20 protein-coding genes are annotated in these 21,742 nt (G+C 66.0%); 12 read left to right on the top strand and 8 right to left on the bottom strand.

Annotated features, from left to right (window positions below; all coding sequences use genetic code 11):
* Positions 1-11 precede the first annotated feature (11 nt).
* Entirely contained in the window at positions 12-1,028 is a 1,017-nt protein-coding gene (locus JZY91_RS02015) for a hypothetical protein (protein WP_234948330.1), read from the bottom strand.
* Between the two features lie 65 nt (positions 1,029-1,093).
* Between JZY91_RS02015 and JZY91_RS02010 the strand changes: the two genes are divergently transcribed.
* Together JZY91_RS02010 and JZY91_RS02005 are read left to right on the top strand one after the other, a co-directional pair.
* Positions 1,094-1,501, top strand: coding sequence for a hypothetical protein (locus tag JZY91_RS02010; protein WP_234948329.1), 408 nt, complete (start codon positions 1,094-1,096; stop codon positions 1,499-1,501).
* A complete protein-coding gene (locus JZY91_RS02005; RefSeq protein ID WP_234948328.1) occupies positions 1,450-1,938 on the top strand; it encodes a PD-(D/E)XK nuclease family protein in 489 nt (162 codons plus the stop codon). Before JZY91_RS02010 ends, JZY91_RS02005 begins: the two co-directional genes overlap by 52 nt.
* A 57-nt stretch (positions 1,939-1,995) precedes the next feature.
* Here JZY91_RS02005 and JZY91_RS02000 read toward each other — a convergent pair whose 3' ends face one another.
* Entirely contained in the window at positions 1,996-3,288 is a 1,293-nt protein-coding gene (locus tag JZY91_RS02000; RefSeq protein WP_234948327.1) for a hypothetical protein, read from the bottom strand.
* Between the two features lie 152 nt (positions 3,289-3,440).
* Here JZY91_RS02000 and JZY91_RS01995 point away from each other — a divergent pair, with 152 nt between their 5' ends.
* Genes JZY91_RS01995 through JZY91_RS01970 form a run of 6 tightly spaced genes read left to right on the top strand, consistent with a single transcriptional unit; the run spans position 3,441 to position 7,242 of the window.
* Positions 3,441-3,854, top strand: coding sequence for a hypothetical protein (locus JZY91_RS01995; RefSeq protein WP_234948326.1), 414 nt, complete (start codon positions 3,441-3,443; stop codon positions 3,852-3,854).
* Positions 3,847-4,110 (top strand): DUF3253 domain-containing protein, encoded by a 264-nt coding sequence (locus tag JZY91_RS01990; RefSeq protein WP_350354620.1) that lies wholly within the window; start codon positions 3,847-3,849, stop codon positions 4,108-4,110. The genes JZY91_RS01995 and JZY91_RS01990 overlap by 8 nt, the downstream gene beginning before the upstream one ends.
* 32 nt (positions 4,111-4,142) lie before the next feature.
* Positions 4,143-5,603 carry an acyl-CoA carboxylase subunit beta gene (locus JZY91_RS01985; RefSeq protein WP_234948325.1) on the top strand — a complete coding sequence of 487 codons (1,461 nt, stop codon included), beginning with the start codon at positions 4,143-4,145 and terminating at the stop codon, positions 5,601-5,603.
* Between the two features lie 17 nt (positions 5,604-5,620).
* The gene (locus JZY91_RS01980; RefSeq protein WP_234948324.1) at positions 5,621-5,866 is read left to right on the top strand and encodes an acyl-CoA carboxylase subunit epsilon; all 246 of its coding nucleotides are present in this window, start codon (positions 5,621-5,623) and stop codon (positions 5,864-5,866) included.
* A 7-nt stretch (positions 5,867-5,873) separates the two neighbouring features.
* Positions 5,874-6,476: a nucleoside triphosphate pyrophosphatase gene (locus JZY91_RS01975; protein WP_234948323.1), complete on the top strand. Its 603-nt coding sequence runs from the start codon at positions 5,874-5,876 to the stop codon at positions 6,474-6,476.
* A gap of 10 nt (positions 6,477-6,486) precedes the next feature.
* Entirely contained in the window at positions 6,487-7,242 is a 756-nt protein-coding gene (locus tag JZY91_RS01970) for a hypothetical protein (protein WP_234948322.1), read from the top strand.
* Between the two features lie 87 nt (positions 7,243-7,329).
* On the opposite strand, the gene JZY91_RS01965 is transcribed toward JZY91_RS01970, so the two are convergent.
* Positions 7,330-8,394: a Cj0069 family protein gene (locus JZY91_RS01965; protein ID WP_234948321.1), complete on the bottom strand. Its 1,065-nt coding sequence runs from the start codon at positions 8,392-8,394 to the stop codon at positions 7,330-7,332.
* Positions 8,395-8,673: 279 nt separating this feature from the next.
* Between JZY91_RS01965 and JZY91_RS01960 the strand changes: the two genes are divergently transcribed.
* The gene (locus tag JZY91_RS01960) at positions 8,674-9,567 is read left to right on the top strand and encodes a sulfurtransferase (protein WP_234948320.1); all 894 of its coding nucleotides are present in this window, start codon (positions 8,674-8,676) and stop codon (positions 9,565-9,567) included.
* An 89-nt stretch (positions 9,568-9,656) separates the two neighbouring features.
* Entirely contained in the window at positions 9,657-11,435 is a 1,779-nt protein-coding gene (locus JZY91_RS01955; protein ID WP_234948319.1) for a biotin carboxylase N-terminal domain-containing protein, read from the top strand.
* Between the two features lie 6 nt (positions 11,436-11,441).
* Here JZY91_RS01955 and JZY91_RS01950 read toward each other — a convergent pair whose 3' ends face one another.
* Positions 11,442-12,350 carry a S1 family peptidase gene (locus tag JZY91_RS01950; protein WP_234948318.1) on the bottom strand — a complete coding sequence of 303 codons (909 nt, stop codon included), beginning with the start codon at positions 12,348-12,350 and terminating at the stop codon, positions 11,442-11,444.
* Positions 12,351-12,386: 36 nt separating this feature from the next.
* Here JZY91_RS01950 and JZY91_RS01945 point away from each other — a divergent pair, with 36 nt between their 5' ends.
* Positions 12,387-12,866 (top strand): GNAT family N-acetyltransferase, encoded by a 480-nt coding sequence (locus tag JZY91_RS01945; RefSeq protein ID WP_234948317.1) that lies wholly within the window; start codon positions 12,387-12,389, stop codon positions 12,864-12,866.
* A 62-nt stretch (positions 12,867-12,928) separates the two neighbouring features.
* Here the strand turns inward: JZY91_RS01945 and JZY91_RS01940 are convergent, their stop codons facing one another.
* The 4 genes from JZY91_RS01940 to prpD all read right to left on the bottom strand — a co-directional run bounded on the left by JZY91_RS01940 (position 12,929) and on the right by prpD (position 20,264).
* Complete coding sequence (locus JZY91_RS01940) at positions 12,929-16,351, bottom strand: pyruvate carboxylase (RefSeq protein WP_234948316.1); 3,423 nt, start codon at positions 16,349-16,351, stop codon at positions 12,929-12,931.
* A 270-nt stretch (positions 16,352-16,621) separates the two neighbouring features.
* Positions 16,622-17,776 (bottom strand): bifunctional 2-methylcitrate synthase/citrate synthase, encoded by a 1,155-nt coding sequence (locus tag JZY91_RS01935; protein WP_234948315.1) that lies wholly within the window; start codon positions 17,774-17,776, stop codon positions 16,622-16,624.
* Positions 17,777-17,811: 35 nt separating this feature from the next.
* Positions 17,812-18,753: a methylisocitrate lyase gene (gene prpB, locus JZY91_RS01930; RefSeq protein WP_234948314.1), complete on the bottom strand. Its 942-nt coding sequence runs from the start codon at positions 18,751-18,753 to the stop codon at positions 17,812-17,814.
* Positions 18,753-20,264: a 2-methylcitrate dehydratase PrpD gene (gene prpD, locus JZY91_RS01925; protein ID WP_234948313.1), complete on the bottom strand. Its 1,512-nt coding sequence runs from the start codon at positions 20,262-20,264 to the stop codon at positions 18,753-18,755. Before prpD ends, prpB begins: the two co-directional genes overlap by 1 nt.
* A 191-nt stretch (positions 20,265-20,455) precedes the next feature.
* Here prpD and JZY91_RS01920 point away from each other — a divergent pair, with 191 nt between their 5' ends.
* Positions 20,456-21,739 (top strand): short-chain fatty acyl-CoA regulator family protein, encoded by a 1,284-nt coding sequence (locus JZY91_RS01920; RefSeq protein WP_370639236.1) that lies wholly within the window; start codon positions 20,456-20,458, stop codon positions 21,737-21,739.
* The last annotated feature ends 3 nt before the right edge of the window (positions 21,740-21,742 follow it).

Raw genomic sequence — 21,742 nt, 5'->3', positions numbered from 1 at the left:
GATGACCGCGGTTAGATTTTGGCGCGGTAAAGCTGCGTCCCCGGGGCGAGGCCGGCGAGATCTGCGCCCGAGATCGCCGCTCCGAGGTCCACGGCAATGACGCCGCGCGAACTGGCGGCGTCGGCTTCGGGGGCGGCGTCGGCTTCTGGTGCGGCGTGGGCATCTGGGGTGGCGTCAGTTTCAGCCGCGTTGACAGCTACGAACCGGCGCCCCGGCAGCGCGTTGAGCCCATCGACGGCAACCTGCTGCCACGTCTCCCCCAGCTCAGCGAACCCGTGCACGGGCGCCACCGCGGCCAGGTCTCGCGGTAACCAGGCCAAGACTTCCCCGGCCACACGCGCGGCCTCTTCTTCTCGTCCCTCTACGTTCAAGCCCAGCGCCATCGCGGCGAGGTCGGTGGCTACCGCGCACTCGGGGCTGAAGGGTGCGAGGCGGGCGGTGGTGGGCAGGAGATCGTCGTAAAGCAAATGCTCAATGCAGTGCCGAGCGTGCGCGAGGTCCGCGTAGAAGTTCACGGGGTGCAACGTGCTGGTGGCGCGTTCAGCGGCGGCGGCAAGTCGGTGCAGCACCCCACTGTCGGCGCCGGTAAACGTGCAGGTCACGCGCGCGCTGTGCGCTTCGCCGGCGGTGGCCACCCGGTGCGGGTCCGCCGGGTACTGCCACAGCAACTCGCGCGCGGCGGGCACGTTGAAGTCCCCCGCGAGGGCCTCGGCGCGGCGCAGAAGGTGGTAATCCGCGGCGTGCGCAGGTTCATCGGCGATTGCCTCCGCGGCGGCGGCGAGGGTGGCCACGGCGGTCGCGGGGTCGTCGGCAAGCTTCGGCGCGGCGGGGGCGTGTTCTGCGGTGTGCGCGGTTTCCGCGGTACCCGGCACGTACTCGGCCGAAATGTCCATGAACCGTCTCAGCAGCGCGCGGGCGAACGACTCCTGCGCGCGGGTCACCGCACCGGCCAGCGGCGCGACCTCCACAGTCGCAGTCAGCGGCGCGCCCGCCACCGTGGTGGAAAAGGAAACGGTCTTGGTGGCCATGGGCGAGAGTGTACGGGCGGCACTTTCGGGGCGCGGGCTCGAGCTTGGCAACGTAGCCTCAAAACATGGGAGACAATCACCTGCCGGAACACCCTGTAGCCGGTGCGATCCGGAACATCCAGGGGGCTAATCCCCTGGCGCCGGTCACTGTACTTTGCGGGCCCGAGGCCCTGGACGACATCACGTCCGCAGTCGCGACAGGAGGCGCGTTTGCCAACGTGGAGGTCAGCCCGCTGCGCGCGTTCGTTGAGGACGCGGCGAGGGTGCTCGGCAGGGAGCCGCTGACGCTTGACGACGTCCGCTCCGAAGTCAGCGCCTTCCTTGCCCCCGACGCTGCGCCCACGGTGTTCCACGACAAGCACCTCAACGAATCCCCCGCCACCCTGGAGGGGCTCACCGATTCGGCCCCGTGGACAGCGGCGTGCAGCGCGAGGAAAAGGACACAAGTTTCGGCTCTGCGGTCCACGAGGTGATGGAGCGTCTGCCGGTTTCACCTGAAGCTTCGGTGGAGGAGCTGGCCAAGATCGCTGCTGCCCGTTACGACGTTCCGCAGGAGCAGGTAGCTGCCGTTGCCCGGGCCGCCGCGCAGTTCGCGCAGTCGACACCGTACCAGGCCGCGGCGGCGCCGGCCGCCTACCGGGAGGTGCCGGTGGTAGGCCGCGTCGGCGGCAACGAAACCACCGCTGTGAACGGGTACATCGACCTGCTCTACCGGGAGGAGGACGGCTGGGTCATCGCCGACTACAAGACGGACGTGTACGCGCCGCGGGAGATGGTGGAAAGCTACTTCCTCCAGCTCGAGCTGTACGCCCGTCTCATGGGCCCCTCCCTAGACGCGGACGTCACCCGGTTGGAGCTGATTTTCCTCCGCGGGGACGAAACCCAAGTGGTTGCGCACCCGCGCGGTTAGCGGGTGGTGCCCCGCGGGTAGCGCCCCGCTGCGGTGGCCCCGGGTGGCGCCGCGCGGCTAAATCCAGCAGCGGAAAATCTGGAGGTTATGCGCGCGGAGAATGTCCGCCTCAATCTCCACCCCGATGGGGATGGGGCTGAGCAAGTCCTTATCCGGCAAGCCCTTTGCGTCGAAGGCCTCCTGCGTCTGGGTGTCAAGGACACCGATGAAGTGGGCGCCGGGGAGGGCATTGAGGCCATCGACAAGTGGTTCGGGGAGCTGGTCGTTGAGTTCCTCGCTCCACTGGTCCGGGATGTACTCCTGGATGTCGCGCGGCAACCAGGCTTCAACCGCGTGAACCAAGTGCATCGCGGTCTGGCTCGTCATGTCCTCGTTCTTGGTCTCCGCGAGCTGGGTGAAGTACATCGGCATGGCATACTGCACGTCGAAAAGCGACATCACGATAAGGGACGGGTAAAGCTCATCGATGATGTTGCGGCGGTACACGCCATCCTCTTCGAAGCGCACGGTGCGCGACAGCGAGCAGAGCTGCTTGGCGTAAGCCAACTCGGTGTAGAAATCCAAGGGCGTGGAGCCGCGGCGCTCCGACGTGTAGACCAAGAACGCCTCATCCAACTTGTGCAGTAGGTGGAAAGCCTCGCGGTCGGTGCGGAACCTGAATTGGATAACCATGTCGCGCGTAAAGGCATACGACCTGCAGCGGGTCTCAAGCGTTCCCTCCGGGAACATCGGCACGGGAAGAACGGTGCGGCCGGTTTCGGCGCTGTGGTCCAACTCCGCGTCCTCCACCATCCTCACCTTCACCGCGGTGTGGTCCGGGGTGCGGGTGGCGGCGAAGTCCTCCGGGTCCTGGATGTCATCCACCACCATGCGGCGCGGAGTGAAACCGGGCCCGGCATAGCGCTGCGGCATCCAGGATTCCACCCCCTCCAAAATGTCCTCGATTTCATGGAGCATGAAGTGGCCGACCCTATCCTCCGCGTAGCGGGCCAAAGCGAGTGCGGGGGTGAACCGCGGGTCCCACATCGCGAGGACATCGAGGTTCGACGTTGTGAGGAAGAGGTACTCCTTGAGCTGCTTCGGCAGCCCATCCGTGGATGCCTTCGCGAGGTCAAGGACCTGGAAGGTGTTGGCCAAGACCACGTAGGCGTCGAGGCTTTCGTTGCGCACGTCCGCTTCCGGCTGGTACTCCGCCGCAACGTCGACCAAGTGCGCGGCTAAATCGTGGACGTATGCAATCTGCGCGTCAGTAGGGTGCTCGCCGCTGAGGGGTTGTACCAAAATCTCGGCCTCCAGCGCCGTGTTGCCGATGGTGGTGGAAAAAGTGACTACTTGCTGAATGTTTGCCATGTTGGCCTCCTGAAAGTGGGTGGGAAAACTACCGAGCCTCCTGCGGAAATAGGTGGAGCTTGCGGGGGCGTTCATGAGTGTAGGAAGCCCGCCCCACCTCGCCCCGCCCGAGCTCGAACACCCTTTCGCTACAAATGCCCTATGCTGGCCGTATGCGATTCCCGTCCCGTTTCCTGATCCCGCTTTTCGCCGGCGCAGGCGCGCTGCATTTTGCCAAGCCAGCACCGTTTGACGGCATCGTGCCGCCGCAGCTGCCCGGCCGTCCGCGCACGTACACCTACGCCTCCGGGGCAGCTGAGATCGCCGCCGCTACCCTGCTCGCGGCACCCTGGCTCGGGCCTCGCAACCACGCTGGCCACCGGCGCAGGTCGCGGAAGATGCAGCGTTTCGGCGGCCTGTTCGCGGCGGTGCTCCTCGCGGCCGTCTGGCCCGCGAATTTCTACATGGCGTGGCAGTGGCGCGACCAACCGCCGGCCAAGCGCGCGCTGGCTATCGGGAGGTTGCCGCTGCAGCTCCCGCTCATCGGCGCGGCGCGGCGCGTGCACAAGGAGGGGCGCCTTGACTGAGGTTGGGGAGGCGGAAATTCGAACGTCGATAAGCAAAATGCTCCAGGCGCGGAAGGAGGAGTCCTCGATCTGCCCCTCCGAGGTCGCGCGCGCCCTGTTCAGCGCCGACGAGTGGCGCGGGCACATGGACGCGGTGCGGGCGGTGGCGGCGCAGATGGCGGACGCCGGAACCGTGCGCATCACGCAGGGCGATTCGGAGGTGGACATCGCGACTGTGAAGGGCCCGATTCGCATCCGCCGCGGGCCGGAGTGGTAGAGCCCTAGCGGGGCGAATTAGACTAAAGCCTCATGACTGCAAAGCCCGACCTGACCACCACCGCCGGCCGAATCGAGGACCTGCGTAATCGCCTGGCCGAATCGCAGGCCCCGGCGGGTCAGGATGTGGCGTCGCCGGCGCGCGCTCGCCTCGAGCAGCTGCTGGACGCTGGGACGTTTGTGGAGACGGACGCGCTCGCGCGCCACCGGGTCGAGGCTTTCAAGATGTACCGCACCAAGCCCGCCACGGATGGTGTGGTGACGGGCTACGGGCTTATCGACGGTCGCAGGGTCTGCGTATTCGCCCAGGACGGCACGATCTTCGACGGCGCGGTCGGCGAGGTTTACGCCGAGAAGATGTTGAAGATCTACGACCTTGCAATGAAGACCGGCGTGCCGGTGGTGGGCATCTACGATTCTGCGGGCCCGCGCTGGCAGGAGGGCATTGTGACTGCGCACATGCAGGCCAAGATCTTGCGCGAGGCGTCCGTGGCTTCCGGGCTGATCCCGCAGATTGCCGTGGTGGCGGGCGACACGAGCGCGCTGGCGGCGACGACGGTGCCGCTGGCGGATGTCACCGTGATGGTGGAGGGTGCGTCGCTGCAGATCACCGGTGCCGCCGCGGGGGCTGAGGTCCACGCGGGCAACACCGGACTAGCGCACATCACCGCCGCGGACGATGCTGAGGCGACCCAGCTTGTCCGCACCCTGCTGGGCTACCTGCCGCTGAACAACCAGGCGGGCTCGCCGCTTGGCGTCAAGGCCCAGGACGCTGCGGAGGCGGACGGCGCGGACGTGAACCTGGACGAGTTCATGCCGGACGACGATGCCGCGCCGTACGACGTCACCAAGATCATCGCGGCCGTCACCGACGGAGACTTCTTCGAGCTGGGTGCCGCGTTCGCGCCGAATGTGCTGACAGGGTTGTCGCATGTTGGGGGGCGGGCGGTAGGAATCGTCGCAACGCAGCCCAGCGTCGATGAGGGCCGGCTGACTGCCAGCGGCGCTAAGAAGGCAGCCCGCTTCATCCGTACGTGCGACGCGTTCAACCTGCCGATTCTCCACCTGGTGGACTGCCCCGGCTTCGTGGCCACGGCGGAGGAAGAGGCCGCAGGTTCCGCTGCCGGCGCCGCCGCCCTGGCCTACGCCTTCGCCGAGGCCCAGGTGGGCACCATCACCGTGATCACGCGGAAGGCCCTCGGCGTGGCGTACACGCTCCTCGGCTCCAAGGGCCTGGGCGCGGACCTGGTGTACGCCTGGCCTACGGCGCAGATCGCGCTTGCCGACGCCGCAACAGCAGCCACCGCCATAGGCACCGACGTGGCGGAGTACGAGGCCGAGAATTTGAACCCCTACGTGGCCACTGAGCGCGGCCTTGTGGATGCGGTGCTGGAGCCGAGCCACACGCGCGCACAGGTGTTGGAGGGCCTGAGGTTACTGGAGCGTAAGGTGGTGTACCCTACCCCGAAGAAACACGGCAACATGCCGCTCTAAGTGGAAGGAGACCGGCAGTGACCACTGTGCACATCCAGCACATCCAGCACACCCAGGCTGATGCGCCGCTGTTCACCGTTACCAAGGGCGCCCCGACGGAAGATGAGATCGCGGCGCTTACCGCGGTGCTCAACGACCTGCGCGCATCGCAGCAAGCCGCCGCCACCCCGGCGGACCGCAACGGCTGGGGTGCCCAGCGCCCAGCGAACCACAATGCTGCGCTGTACAACCCGCACGCCTTCGGCAACGTTGCCTATTTCTAGCTCATACATGCGCATTGTTTTAGCGTCCCAGTCCCCTTCGCGGCGCATGCTGCTGGAGCAGGGCGGGGTGGAGCCCGTGCTGCGGCCGGCTGATATTGACGAAGACGCGCTGATCGCCGGGATGCCGGGCGCGGACCCAGCGGAGATCGTCGTCGCGCTCGCCCGCGCGAAAGCTGAGGCGGTGGCCGGCCAGTTCGCCGAAGACGTGGTGATCGGCTGCGATTCCATGCTGCTGCTGGACGGCGAACTACTGGGCAAGCCCCACACCGTCGAGGCGACCATTGAGAGGTGGAAGGCGCAGCGGGGCCGCACCGCGCACCTGATTACCGGCCACGCCGCGACGTACCACGGCGAGTGGGTGGTGTCGCCGGTGCGCACCGCGGTGACATTCGGCGAGGTGTCCGATGCGGACATCGAGGCCTACGCACGATCCGGCCAGCCGCTGGAATGCGCCGGCGCGTTCACGCTGGAAGGGTTGGGAAGCTGGTTCATCGACAAGGTCGACGGGGACCCGACCAGCGTTATCGGCCTGTCAATGCCGTTTCTGCGCCGCTGCCTGTACCACTTCGGCCTCAACGTGAGCGACTTCTGGGAGGCCGGAGGCCGGTAACATCTCCGGCATGGAAACTACTTCACCCCGCGCGCCCCGGTCCGGCCGCCGCGCCGCGGTGGCAGCAGCCCTCGCCGCCGCGGTGGCAGCAGCCCTCGCCGCCGCGCCGCCGCTGTTCGGCGCCGCCGGCTGCGCGCAGCAGCAGCCGGTGCCGGAGCCCTCGTTCACGTCCGCGGCGGCGCCCGCGCCCAGCACGGTCTCCGAGACTACGAAGGAAACCGCGACAACCCCGCCGCCGGAAGAAGCCGCACCGTCCAGCCCCTCGACCAAGCCGGCGCCGGAACCCGAATGCGCCTCCCTGCCCAAGGACCCGCTCCAGCAGTACCCCTCAGGCACCGCACCCGGCCGCATGCCCAACGTGGACGGCACCGATTACAACTACTGGATCGCGGACATTGAGAACCACTACGACCCGTGCGCACCGGTGAGCTGGATTATCTTCCGCGGCTCGCTTGGCGACGAACGGGGTCCAGCCGGCACCGGCGCCTCAATCACGGACGGCATCGCGTTCTACATCAATGGCAAACCTGACGGGGAAATGCGCACGTTCACCAGCATTGAGAACGTGGCGCTCGCCGGGCCGAACACCGTGATCATGACCTGGGGCGAGCGCACCGGCGCCACCGCAGAGGGCATCACCGCGCACTACTCCGTCACCCTTGAAGCAGACCCAGGCGGCATCCAGGCCATCGGCGGCGAATTGCTCGAGTTCACGGACCGCTGGTACTCCCCCTACGGCATGTACATGCTGGGCACCTACGACTAGGGCGACTCGGGCGACTCGGGCGACTCGGGCACAAAAGAACCCCGGCCGCGAGGCCGGGGTTAGCTTTCGTCGTCAAGCAAAGAGCGCTTAGGAAGCGTTCTTCTCCTCAACGCGCTTGATAGCCTCTTCCGCCACGAGCTCCTGGATGCCCATGTCCAGCTCGGAGGTGAAGCCGACGCAGGAGCAGTTGATCTCGCCGAGCACGTAGGTGTCCTCGCCGGTCTCATCGTCGTCAGCCAGCATGAAGTCAGCGGTCCAGATCAGCGGGATGTTGTCGCCGCCAAGGTTCTCAGCGATGACCGGGCGGACCTCAGCGAACATGTCGACGAGCTCCTGCCACTCCTCCGGCTTCTGGTAGGTGTACTGCGCACCGGAGAACAGGGTTGCGGAGAATGCGTCGCCGCCAGCGGCCGGCTTCTTGTGCACAACGAAGACCGGGTGCGGGCCGACGAGGAGGATGCGGATCTCGCCCTCGACGATGCGCGGCATGAAGCGCATGTCAACCAGCATGCCGTTGTCGCCCACGATGTACTGGTCGCAGAAGTCCATGAACTCGCCCAGCTCGCGGTCCTCGGTGTGGTTGTCCACAGCCTCGGTGCACTTGAGCTTGGTGTCAAGCGGCAGTGCGGTGCCCGGCTCGACGGAGTTCGCCAGCTCCTCGTCTGCGAGGCGCACGCGCCAGATGCCGGAGCCGGTGGAGCCGCGGTTCTGCTTCAGCACGCGCTCGCCGTAGGACAGGGAGGTCGGGAAGGTGTTGTGGAAGGTCTCTACGTCGTAGTACGCAGCGGTGTCGGACGGAACCAGGTCGGTCTGGTTCAGCTTCACCAGGGCGTCCTTCGCACCGTAGGAGACCATCTCCTCCGGGGTGGACATGCCCACAAGGCCTGCCTCGGAGAGGCGGGTCAGCAGGTCGAAGTAGCCCTTCTCGCCGCCCGGCACGTTGCCCGGGTTCACGCGGGAGATGTAGCCGTCGAAGTTCTCGGACACGTAGGTGAACAGGTCGCCGGCCCACTCCGGACGGAAGTAGACAACCTCAGCGTGCCAGCCCTTGTCCTTGATCGCGTTGACGATCGGCATGGTGTCCTTGCGGTGGCCGTCAATGTACTTGTCGGAGCCGCCCTCAACCTCGAAAACAACAATTGCCTTGTGCACTTGAGATCCCTTTCGGTGTAGATCGTTAGCGTGTTTGCCGCGCTTAGCGGCACCGGGAGTGCCCCGGCGGAACTGCAGACAATTCCGCCGGTTCCTACCCTGAAACTGTAGGGCTTCACGGGTGAGTCCACTGGCCGAGCCGGGTCTTAAGTGGTTAACCTCACACCCGTTTTGGTTCGCGCTAAAGCCAAACCGCGGGGCGCGTGCGGCGGTATCGTTGACGGTGATGCTGCCCGCGCCGTGGCTACCCCCGCCGCGTCGACCGAAGGAGACACCGCAGTGGGAATTGAGCTGGAGAACAACCCGCACTTTCAGGCGTTTGCGCACCCGGAGAAGTTTGTTTCCGCTGCGTGGCTGTCTGCGCGGCTGGGCACTGAGGGCCTGCGTGTGGTGGAGAGCGATGAGGACGCGTATCTCTACGACATCGGCCACATCCCGGGGGCGGTGCGCATTGACTGGACGCGCGATTTGAATGATCCGGTGGTGCGGGACCTGATTGACGGGGAGGCGTTCGCGGCGTTGATGCGCGAGCGCGGTATTTCCCGCGATGACACGGTGGTGATCTACGGCGATCATGCGAACTGGTGGGCTGCGTACACTGCCTGGGTTTTCGAGCTCTTCGGCCACCCTGATGTGCGCTTGCTGGACGGCGGGCGCGACGCTTGGATGGGCGAGGAGCGCGACACGTCGTACGCCGTGCCGGAGTATCCGGCGGGTGATTATCCCGTCGTCGAGCGCCGGGATGCCCCGTTGCGCACCTTCGCTTCGGAGCTGCTGGGCTCGCAGGAGCTCCAGCTTATCGACGCTCGAACGCCCGACCTCTACGCCGGAGAAACCACCCCAACCCCAGCTGGGGCCGCGGGAAAGAGCGGCCCGATTGCGCAACGCAGCGGCCACATCCCCGGTGCGGTGAACGTGCCGTGGGGCCGGTCGGTGCACCCGAACGCACTGTTCAGAGGCGTCGAGGACATCGCCGCCATCTACGAGGACTTCGACCCGGAGACGCGCACCGTGGTGTACTGCCAGCTGGGCGAAAGCTCCGCGCACACGTGGTTTGTGCTGCAGCACGTCCTGGGTTTCAAGGACGTGTCGCTGTACGACGGCTCTTGGGCCGAGTGGGGCAACATGATCCGCGTGCCAATTGAGAAGGGCATGGGCGTAGAGGCGGAGTAGCGGCGCGGGAGCCGTCGGAATCGGAGGTGGCGCACCTCCCGCTGTACTATGTAGCGAACCATCGACGTGAGGAGAGACGGGGAGTTTTCGTGGCTACAGCACACACCCAGACGGCCAAGCTGACCAAGGTTTTGGTGGCAAACCGCGGGGAGATCGCGGTGCGCGTCATTCGTGCGGCGAAGGACGCGGGGCTGGCCTCAGTGGCGGTGTATGCCGAGCCGGACGCGGATGCGCCGTTCGTCTCGATGGCGGACGAGGCTTTCGCTCTTGGCGGCACCACGGCTGCGGAGTCCTACCTTGATATGGACAAGGTGCTCAAGGCCGCGGCTGACGCCGGCGCGGACGCCATCCACCCCGGCTACGGCTTCCTCTCGGAGAACGCGGACTTTGCGCGCAAGGTGATTGACGCGGGCTTGACCTGGATCGGCCCCTCCCCCGAGGCAATCGCCGCCTTGGGCGACAAGGTCACCGCACGCCAGATCGCGCACAAGGTGGACGCCCCAATGGCCCCCGGCACCGAGGAGCCGGTGGCTAGCGCGGAAGAGGTCCTCGCGTTTGCGGACAAGCACGGGCTGCCAGTTGCCATCAAGGCGGCGTTCGGCGGCGGCGGGCGCGGCATGAAGGTTGCCTACACGCGCGAGGAGATACCGGAACTGTTCGAATCCGCCACGCGCGAAGCTACCGCGTCCTTTGGGCGCGGCGAATGCTTCGTGGAGCGCTACCTGGACCGCGCCCGCCACGTGGAAGCGCAGGTCTTGGCGGATAGCCACGGCAACGTGGTCGTTGTGGGCACCCGCGATTGTTCTTTGCAGCGCCGGTTCCAGAAGCTAGTGGAGGAAGCGCCGGCGCCGTTCTTGAGCGACGAGCAGCGGAGCCGCATCCACGAAAGCGCAAAGGCGATTTGCAAGGAAGCTGGGTACACCGGCGCCGGCACCGTGGAATATCTCGTGGGCGCGGACGGGCTGATCTCCTTCCTCGAGGTGAATACCCGCCTGCAGGTGGAGCACCCTGTGACCGAGGTGACCTCCGGCGTGGATTTGGTGCGCGAGCAGTTCCGTATCGCCGCCGGTGAGCCGCTGCGCTTCACCGAGGATCCGGCTCCGCGCGGCCATGCCATTGAGTTCCGCATCAACGGCGAGGATGCGGCTGCCGGGTTCATGCCGGCGCCGGGCACCATCCGCGCCTACGCTGAACCGGCCGGGCCCGGCGTGCGCGTGGATTCCGGGGTGCGCGCCGGCTCCGTTGTCGGCGGCCAGTTTGATTCCATGTTGGCCAAGCTCATCGTTTCCGGCGAGGACCGGACGGAGGCGCTCGAACGTTCGCGCCGCGCACTCAGCGAGTACGTAGTCACCGGCATCCCGACCGTGATTCCGTTCCACCAGGCGATGGTGGAGGATCCGGCCTTTGTGGGTGACGGCGAAGGCTTCGATGTCTACACCCGCTGGATCGAGGAAGCGTGGGTGAACACCCTCCCGGCGGCCGAGGAAGACGCGGCGGATGACGCAGACGGGGACGAAGACGGCAACCGCGTCTTCGCCGTCGAGGTCAACGGCCGCCGCGTGGAGGTTGCGCTCCCCCACGCGCTGCTCTTCGGAGGGGCGCAGCGCCCGCGCCAGCGCCGCCGTCGTCAAGCGCAGTCCACTGCCGCAGCTTCCGGCGACACTGTGGCCGCACCGATGCAGGGAACCGTGGTGAAGGTGAACGTCGCGGAGGGCGACGAGGTCGCAGAAGGAGATGTCCTGCTGGTCCTTGAGGCCATGAAGATGGAGAACCCGGTCAAGGCCCACAAGGCAGGCACCGTGACGGGGCTTACCGCCGAGGCCGGCGCACAGGTGAATAAGGGCGCGGCACTGCTTGAGCTGAAGTAGCGCCCGTTACCGCGCCCGCAACGCGCGGGAGAAATCGATGATCTCCACCAGCGCGGGAGTGGCGGCAACCAGTACACCGACCAAAATCGTCGCGATCACGGACAGCGTCCCGGCTTCCCAGCCGCTGGATGTCGCCGTGCCGCGTTCGGAGGAAGATTCCATCAACCGCTCCTCCACCCTGCCGGCGATGTTGCCGGCGGCCTGCGTCGCGTTGACCATGGGCGTGCTCACGATAAGGCCCATCGGCTGGTTATCGCGGTAGAAGTCGGAGATGAGCGTGATCTCAGCCTCCGCAGTCGGCGCCGGCAGATTCTCCGGTACTGACGCGCGCAGCACCGTGTGCTCGCCTTGCCGTCCAGCCACCACGCTGTGGCCCGACAGCACGCCGACAAAGCCGCGACGCCCATCGACGAAGACGGCGCCGCCCGAGTCGCCCACCATTGCCGGGGATTGATCCCAGTACACGTTGCCGCCTAGCGCGCCCGCGTAGGTGCCGCAGCTCGGCGCGCCGGTCGCGGCGCCATACGTGCAGATCCTGTCGCCCGGTTGCAGCTGATTGGCGGGCAGGCGATCGTCGCCAGTAAAGCGGTTCTCCCCCAGGCGCACGCCGGCATCCCACTGGATCATCGCCCAGTCATTGCCGGAGACCGATTCGCCGTACGCCGTCGACGGGTAGAACGTGCCGGCCTCCACGAATTCGTCGCCAACCTGCACCGCCACCCGATCCCCGCCTCGACCGCAGTGCGCCGCCGTGTATCCCACCGACGCCTGCCTGTCGTTGAATCCGAGCGTGCAGTACGTGTACTCGCCCACCCGGACCCGGTCCCCCTGGCGCACCTGCACCTCCGCCGCGAGCGCGGGCACGTTCGCACTGGCGAGCACCGCCGCCGCGACCATCAGGGCTGTCTTCCGCATGGGGGCTACCCTACCGCGTCCGTTACTATCGGCCGCATGTCGCACTTTGCTTTACGACGAGCAGTTGAATCCGACCGCACCTACCTCCAGCGCCTCAACTTTTTGGCCGATGTGTTCGGGGACGAGACCGCCGAGATCGGCCCCGACGAACGCGAAGGGGTGGTGCCCTATATCGACGGCTGGGACCCTGACCGCGACGGTGGCGTCATCGCGTTCGACGAGTGGCGCACCCCGGCCGGGGGCGTGTGGCTGCGGTACTGGGAGAAGCCGGAGGACGGCCACGTGAACTTGGGCCCGGACGTGCCGGAAATTGCGATCGCGGTGGAAAACCGTTTCGCCGGGAACCGGCTCGCGGCGCGGCTGTTGGACGAGGTCGCGGAACTTGCTCGCGAGCAGGGAGCAACGCGGATTGCGCTGTGGGTTGATCCGGACAACGCTCGCGCCCGACACCGGTATGAAGAGTTCGGATTTGTCGGCATCGAGGACGATCCGAATGTGATGGTGTTTGAGCTTTAATCGCGAACCCCCGGGCAGTCTCTCGCAACTGCCCGGGGTCCGGTTATCCATTGGGTTTGCTCTTAGGCGATGACCACCACCAGGTCGCCGCCCTCAACCTTGGTCGCCTGGGAAAGCGCGACGCGCTCAACCTTGCCGTCCTTGGTTGCGGAAATGTTCGCCTCCATCTTCATAGCCTCGATGGTGGCAACCGGGTCGCCGGCCTTCACCTCGTCGCCAACCTTGACGGTCACGTTCACCACACCGGCGAACGGTGCAGCGACGTGGCCCGGGTTGGAAGCGTCGGCCTTCTCAACCTCGGCGACGGTGGATTCCGCGTTGGTGTCGCGCACCAGTATCGGGCGGACCTGGCCGTTGACGGTGAGGATCACCTGGCGCATGCCCTTCTCGTCCGGTTCGCCGACAGCGTCCAGGCGCACTACCAGCGGCGGGATGTTCGCGTCGATCTCGCCGTAGTAGATCATCGTCTCCTCGCCCTCTTCGAGGCCGTAGAAGAACGTCTTGTCGCCGAGCTGGTCGGTGATGCCGTACATGCGCTCGTGCTCCAGGAACTCCGCGTACTGCTTCGGGAACAGCAGCTTGTCCAGGGCAACGCGGCGGGTCTCGTGGTCGTCGCTCTCCAAATCCGGAGCGAGCTCGGCCGGCACCTCAACGGTGTGGTCGACCTCGCCGCGGTTCTCCAGCGCCTTCTCGCGCAGCAGCGGCCAGCCGCCCGGAGGCGTACCCAGCTCACCCTGCAGGAAGCCGATCACGGACTCCGGGATGTCGTACTTGCGCGGGTTCTCGGCGAACTCCTGCGGGGTGACACCCTGGCCCACGAGCTGCAGTGCCAGGTCGCCGACGACCTTGGAGGATGGGGTCACCTTGGTCGGGCGGCCCAGGATCTCGTTCACGCCGGCGTAGTAGTCCTCCACCAGCTCGAACTGGTTGGCCAGGCCAAGAGCCTTGGCCTGCGTGCGCAGGTTGGACAGCTGGCCGCCCGGGATCTCGTGCTTGTACACGCGGCCGGTCGGGCCCGGGATGCCGGACTCGAACGGGGCGTAGACCTGGCGGACAGCCTCCCAGTACGGCTCCATGTCGGAGACAGCCTGCAGGGAGATGCCGGTGTCGCGCTCCGTGTTGGCGAATGCCGCGACCAGCGCGGACATGGACGGCTGGGAGGTGGTGCCGGCCAGCGGCGCGGATGCGACGTCGACAACGTCGGCGCCGGCTTGGGCAGCGGCCAAGTAGGTGGCCAGCTGGCCGCCGGCGGTGTCGTGGGTGTGCACGTGCACCGGCAGGTCGAAGCGCTCACGCAGGGCCGTGACCAGCTTGGAGGCCGCCATCGGGCGCAGCAGGCCAGCCATGTCCTTGATGGCCAGGACGTGGGCGCCCGCCTCGACGATCTCCTCGGCAAGCTTGAGGTAGTAATCCAGGGTGTACAGGTCCTCGGCCGGGTCCAGCAGGTTGCCGGAGTAAGCCATGGCTACCTCGGCAACGGTGGTGTTGGTCTCCAGCACCGCGTCGATCGCCGGGCGCATCTGGGAGACGTCGTTCAGCGCGTCGAAGATGCGGAAGATGTCGATGCCGGAAGTCGCAGCCTCGTTCACGAACGCGCGGGTGACCGACTCCGGGTACGGGATGTAGCCGACGGTGTTGCGGCCGCGCAGCAGCATCTGGATGTTCACGTTCGGCATCGCCTCACGCAGTTCATCCAGGCGCATCCACGGGGACTCGTGCAGGAAGCGCATGCCCACGTCGAAGGTTGCGCCGCCCCAGGCCTCCACGGAGACCAGTTCCGGGGTCAGGTGGCCGACGTGCTTCGCCGCTGCGACCAGGGTGTTGGTGCGCACGCGGGTTGCCAGCAGGGACTGGTGCGCGTCACGGAACGTGGTCTCGGTGACACCGAGCGCCGTCTGGTTGCGCAGCTTCTCAGCCCACTTCTTCGGGCCGAGCTCCAGCAGCTCATCGCGGGAACCGCGCGGGGTCTCGCCGTAGTCAAACTTTGGCAGCTTCTTCGACGGCTGGATGTTGGTCGGGCGCGGGCCGTTCGGCTTGTTAACGGTCACCTCGGCCAGGTAGTTCAGGATCTTGCCGGCGTCGTCAGCCGCGTCCGGCGCATCCAGCAGGTGCGGGTGATCAGCGATAAAGCCGGTGTTGATGCGGTCGTTGCGGAACTCCGGCTCGGAGAGCAGGGCGCGCAGGAAGCCGATGTTGGTGGAGACACCGTCGATGGCGAACTCGTTCAGTGCGCGCAGAGCACGGTCCACTGCAACCTGGAAGTTGCGGCCGCGGCAGGTCATCTTGACCAGCAGCGAGTCGAAGTTCGGGGTGATGGTGGTACCGACGTGGACGTTGCCGTCCAGACGAACGCCGGCACCGCCCGGGGAGCGATAGCCGGTGATGGTGCCGGCATCCGGGCGGAAGCCGTTCTTCGGATCCTCGGTGGTGATACGGCACTGCAGTGCGGCGCCGTGGACCTCGATCTGCTCCTGCTGCAGGTTGAGGTCAGCGAGGTTCGCACCGGCGGCGATGTACATCTGGTTCTTCACGATGTCGATGCCGGTGACTTCCTCGGTGACGGTGTGCTCCACCTGCACACGCGGGTTCATCTCGATGAAGACGTGGTTACCCTTCTCGTCAACAAGGAACTCGACGGTGCCGGCACCCTCGTAGTTGATCTCCTTGCAGAAGTTCACCGCGTCCTGGCAGATGCGCTGGCGCTGCTCCTCCGTGATGTGCTGCGCCGGAGCAATCTCCACAACCTTCTGGTGGCGGCGCTGCACGGAGCAGTCACGCTCGAAGAGGTGGACAACGTTGCCGTGGGAGTCCGCCATAATCTGCACCTCAATGTGCTGCGGCTTGATCACGGCGCGCTCGATGTACACGCTCGGGTCGCCGAACGCGGCCTCCGCCTCACGGGATGCCTCGGCTGCCAGGCGCTCAACGTCCTCGATCTTCTCGACAAAGCGCATACCGCGGCCGCCGCCGCCGGCCACAGCCTTGACGAACACCGGGAACTCGAAGTCCTTCGCGAACTCGGCGAGCTCCTGCGGGTCGGAGGACGGCTTGGAGTCCTTCAGCGTCGGCAAGCCGGCGCGCTCAGCTGCGTGTACGGCCGCGGACTTGTCGCCGGTGAGATCGAGGGTCTCGGCGGACGGGCCGATGAACTTAATGCCCTCCTCCGCGCAGCGGCGAGCAAGCTGAGCACGCTCGGAGAGGAAGCCGTAGCCCGGGTAGACAGCGTCCGCGCCGGTCTGCTTGGCGGCGCGGATGATTTCCTCGATGTCCAGGTACGCCTTGACCGGCTGGCCCTCAACACCAATCTGCACTGCCTCATCCGCGAACGGGCGGTGGAAGGAGTTGCGGTCCTCGCGGGGGTACACGGCGACAGTCTTCGCACCGGTTTCAAACGCGGCGCGGAACGCGCGCACGGCGATCTCGCCGCGGTTAGCTACCAAGATTTTCTTGAAAGCAGGAAGGTTGTCGACAAGGCGATCTTCCACGGTTAGTCCTTTCGCAGGAACGTAATCCCACAGGTCAGCATGTGACCTGGGCAACGTTTGGGTCAGTTTGGCGGACGATATAACTTTATCGCACGCAGTGTGCGATATTTCTGGTATCACCAAGGTTGATTGTTTGGGCGGGTACCCCCTACCCCCGCCACAGGAGGTACAGCCGGTGACCGGGGCGGGGGTATCAGGGTCAGAAACACCGCAGCCCGGCCGGCTCGTGTGCGAGCAGACCGGGCTAGCGAACGTCGATAAGCAAAAAGCTTAAGCTTCGACGCCTGGTACGTGGCGCTCGTCCGGGCCGTTGTAGGCGGACAGCGGGCGGATCAGGGAGTTGTTCTCGAACTGCTCGATGATGTGCGCGGTCCAGCCGGTGATGCGGGACATGACGAACAGCGGAGTGAAGAACTCGATGTCGAAGCCCAGGATGTAGTACGCCGGGCCGGACGGGAAGTCCAGGTTCGGGCGGATGTTGATGGAGGTGTTCTCGTACATGGTCTTCGCCATGATGTCGTACATCTCCACCCACTTCTGGGAGTCCTTCTCCGGGTGCTCGGCGGCGAGCTTCTTGAAGGCCGCTTCCATCGTCGGCACGCGGGAGTCGCCCTTCTTGTACACGCGGTGGCCGAAGCCCATCACAAGCTCCTTGTTCTTGAGCTTGTTCAGGCACCACTCCTCAGCCTTCGCCGGGTCGCCGATCTCCTCCATGTGGTGCATGACGAACTCGTTCGCGCCGCCGTGCAGCGGGCCCTTCAGGGCGCCGATTGCGCCGGTGATGGCGGACCAGCCGTCCGACATGGTGGACGCGATGGTGCGGGCGGTGAAGGTGGAGGCGTTGAAGGAGTGCTCAGCGTAGAGAATCATGGTCTTCTCAAACGCCTCGATGTCGGACGGGATGTTGGCCGGGGACTTCTCGTCGTCGCCGAAGACCATCCAGAGGAAGTTCTCGGAGAAACCCTTCTCCTTGCTCGGCGCAATGTACTCCTTGCCCTGGCGGCGGCGGATGTCCGTGGCCACGATGGTCGGCAGCTTAGCCAGCAGCTGGCGGCCGATGGACTGCAGGTGCGCGGCATCGGTGGTGAACTTCTCCGGGTCGTGCGTGCCCAGGTAGCTCACTGCGGTGCGCAGCACGTCCATCGGGTGGCAATCCTTCGGCAGGAAGTTGATGATCTGGATGAGCTCCTCGTCGATGTCGCGGTTAGCCATGCAGCCGCCGCGGAACTCCTCCAGTTGCTCCTCGTTTGGCAGCTCGCCGTTCCACAGCAGGTAGGCAACTTCTTCGAAGGTGCAGTGCTCTGCCAGTTCCTGCACCGGGTAGCCGCGGTACAGCAGGGAGTTGGTCTCCGGGTTCACCTTGGACACTGCGGTGTAGTCCGCGACGACACCGTTCAAGCCCTTGCGGACGTCCTGCTCAGTCATGATGTGTGTGCTCCTTGTCTTAATGGTGTGGGGGTTTACTCAACGTCGTCGCTGTTGGCAACGAAGGTCTGCTGGTACGTGTCCTTGGAGTAGGTGAACACGGACTGGTCGAACTGGTTGTATTCGTCGTAACGCACCAGCTCGTAGAGGCGGGAGCGGTGCTGCATCTTGTCCAGCCACGGCTCCTGGGTGCCGGTCTGAGCGATGTCGCGCAGCATCTCCTCGGTCTGGCCCATGGCCAGGCGGAAAGTGGTCACCGGCCAGATCACGGCGTTGTAGCCCAGCTCTTCCAGGCGCGGCGCGGGGATGAGGTCGGTCTTGCCGAACTCGGTCATGTTGGCCAGAAGCGGGATGTCCACGGCGGCGCGGAACTTCTCAAAGTCCGCCTCGCTGTACAGGGCCTCGGTGAAAATGAGGTCCGCGCCCGCGTCGGCGTAGGCCTTCGCACGCTCGATAGCCTCGTCGATGCCCTCGATGCCGGCGGCGTCGGTGCGGGCGCAGATGACAAAGGCATCGTCGTGGCGCTCGCGGACGGCGGCGGTAATGCGGCGGACCATGAGGTCGCGCGGCACCACTTCTTTGCCGTCCAGGTGGCCGCAGCGCTTCGGGTTGACCTGGTCCTCCAGGTGCAGCGCGGACAGGCCGGCCGCTTCGAACTCCGCGACGGTGCGGGCTGCGGACATCGGCTCGCCGAAACCGGTGTCCGCGTCAATCAGCACCGGCAGGTTGGTGGCGCGGGCGATCTGGCCGCCGCGGTGCGCAACCTCGGTGAGCGTGGTCAGGCCGATGTCAGGCAGGCCGAGGTCGTTGGCCAGCACGGCGCCGGAGACGTAGACGCCCTCGAAGCCGCCGATATCCTCGATCAAGCGCGCGGTGAGCGGGTTGAACGCGCCCGGCAGCTTGGTGATGGTCTCGGACGTGAGGGACTCGCGCAGCGCAACGCGGCGCTCGTGCGGGGTCTTCTCAGGGGCGAACATTAGAAGATGCCCCCCGGGATCTCCGGAGCCTGCTCGCGGGCAGCGTCGTTGACCACGATGTTCAGCTCGGTCAGGTCGGTGAGGTTCTCCAGGTTCTGCACTGCTTCCAGGAAGCGGTCCTGCTCAGCCTGGTCGACGATGCCCTCTGCCAGGGTGCGGAACTTCTGGATGTAGTTCTCGCGGACGAACGGGCGGGCGCCGAGCGGGTGCGCGTCCGCCACTGCCATCTCGTCCTCGATCACGGTGCCGTCGTTAAAGGTGATGACGGCCTTGGCGCCGAACGCCTTCTCGTTCGGGTCGGTGGAGTGGTAGCGGCGGGTCCACTCCTCATCCTCGACGGTGGAGATCTTGTGCCACAGTTCCACGGTCTCAGGGCGGCCGGCGCGCTCCGGCAGGTAGGAGTCCACGTGGTGCCAGGTGCCGTCCTCGAGCGCCACGGCGAACATGTACATGATGGAGTGGTCCAGGGTCTCGCGGGAGGCCTTCGGGTCCATCTTCTGCGGGTCGTTCGCGCCGGTACCGATCACGTAGTGGGTGTGGTGGGAGGTGTGCAGCACGATGGACTCGATGTCCGCGGTGGACTTGCCCATCTCCTCGATGGTGGCCTTGATGCGGCGGGCCAGGTCGATCGGGGCCTGCGCCTGGTACTCCGCGGAGTGCTCCTTGGTGTAGGTGTCCAGGATCGCGCGCTTCTCCTCGCCCTCAGCCGGCAGCGGCACGGTGTAGGTGCGCTCCGGGGAGTGCAGCATCCAGGCGATAACGCCGTCCTCGCCCTCCCAGATCGGGGCCGGTGCGCCCTCGCCGCGCATCGCGCGGTCAACTGCTTCGATGGCCATCTTGCCGGCGAACGCCGGGGCGGATGCCTTCCAGGAGGAGATCAGGCCCTTGCGGGACTGTCGCGTTGCGGTGGTGGTGTGCAGCGCCTGGCCAACGGCCTGGTAGATGGTGTCCACATCCAGGTCGAGCATGGTGCCGATGCCGGCCGCGGCGGACGGGCCGAGGTGCGCGACGTGGTCGATCTTGAACTCGTGCAGGGAGATGCCCTTGACCAGGTTCACCTGGATCTCGTAGCCGGTTGCGATGCCGCGGATGAGCGCCTTGCCGTCCAGGCCCTTGTGCTGCGCCACGGCCAGGATCGGCGGGATGTTGTCGCCCGGGTGGGAGTACTCGGCTGCGAGGAAGGTGTCGTGGTAGTCCAGCTCGCGCACTGCGGTGCCGTTGGCAAACGCTGCCCACTCTGCGGAGTAAGCACCGTCGATGCCGAAGACCTGTGCGCCGTTCTCATCCACCGGGTGCGCCTGCGCCATCACGCGCGCGGTGGTGACCGGGCGGCGGGCGTAGGAAGCGACCGCCACCGACGCGTTGTCGATGATGCGGTTGATGATCATTTCCTTGGTGTCTTCCGGAACCTCGACCGGGTCCGCGGCGACCTTGGCGATCTTGTACGCCAAGTGCTCCTCGATCGGGAAGTCCTCGGCGGACTTGTGTGTGCGTACTTCGTGCTCAATCATGCAGCGATCAGCTCCTCACGTATTCGCTTGTCTACGCCCGGCCCCATCCGCCGGATGTTGCAGCTCATACTAAGGGCATTCATGTGTGCTAGGTCATGATCCAGACTGTGTAAATATGTGTCGCGCTCAGTTACACTTTGCAAAACTTGCAAATTCCGCAGCTTAGACGAACTTCTCCAGGAGGTTCACAGGTGGCCAAACACTTCGCGGGGGCACAGATTCACACTCTGCGCACGGGCCGCGGGCTCACACAAGTGGAAATGGCCCGCAAACTCGGCATCTCCACGAGTTACCTCAACCAGCTGGAGAACGATCAGCGCCCCCTGACCGTCACGGTGCTGCTCCAACTCACGCGCGTCTTCGGCATCGACGCTTCCTACTTCTCCCCCGACGCGCAGCAGCGCACCATTCGGGAACTCGCCGAGCTGCTCCCCGGCATCAGCGACGGGGAGCTCGCCGAGTTCGCACTCCGCTTCCCCGCCGTCGCTCAGGGGGTGCGGGACATTCCTTCGCTTTTAGACGCTTCTTTTACCAACCCCCACATCATCGTCCGCGACTTTTTCCAAGCGAACGAGAACTACTTCGATGACCTGGACACTGCCGCGGAGCGGTTTGCCCTGAAGGCGCCGTCGCGGCAGCTGCGGCTGACCCGCTTAGCGGCCGCGTTCGATCGGGAGCATGGTTATACAGTGCGGTTCAACCAGTTGCCGGCGGGTGCCCGATCGGTCGTCGATACGCAAACCCGGGAAATCCGCCTGCGTACCGGGCTCACCGAGGCCCAGCAGTGCTTCGAGCTCTCCTACCACTACGGGTTGATTGCGCACAGCGACGCGGTGGACACGCACCTGCGGCCTATTTCGGATGAGCAGGCGCGGGCAGTGGCGCGGCACGGGCTTGGCCAGTATTTCGCGGCGGCGGTGACCATGCCCTACGGCGAAATTCTCGCCGCTGCGGAGGCGACGCGGTACGACATCGACATGATTGCCGCGCAGTTCGGCACCGGGTTCGAGTCCACGTGCCAGCGCTTGGGTACCCTGCAACGCCCAGGCGAGCGGGCGGTGCCTTTCGCGTTTGTGCGGACGGACCGTGCAGGCAACATCTCGAAGCGGCAGTCCACCACCGCGTTCCACTTCGCCCAGCGCGGCGGGACGTGCCCGCTGTGGGTGGTGCACCGCGCGTTTGAAACCCCGAACCGTGTGACACGGCAGTTGTCGATCATGCCGGACGGGCGCACGTACCTGTGGGTCGCGCGGATGGTGCAGGGATCGGCGGTGGGGTTTGGCACGCCGCGCCAGGAAAACGCAGTGGCGCTGGGCTGCGACGCTGCCTACGCAGAGCGGCTGGTCTATGCGGACGGGCTCGATCTCGCGCCGGAATCCGCCACCCCGATCGGGCCGGGGTGCGAAACCTGCCCGCGCGTGGAGTGCCGACAGCGCGCGTTTCCGGCGCTGGCACCAGCCGCGCGCCTCACCTAGAGC

Origin of the sequence: Corynebacterium sp. CNCTC7651 (assembly GCF_021496665.1) — a bacterium.
GTDB lineage: Bacteria > Actinomycetota > Actinomycetes > Mycobacteriales > Mycobacteriaceae > Corynebacterium.
Note: the sequence above shows the minus strand (reverse complement) of the source record. Positions and strands in the feature narration are given on the sequence as shown.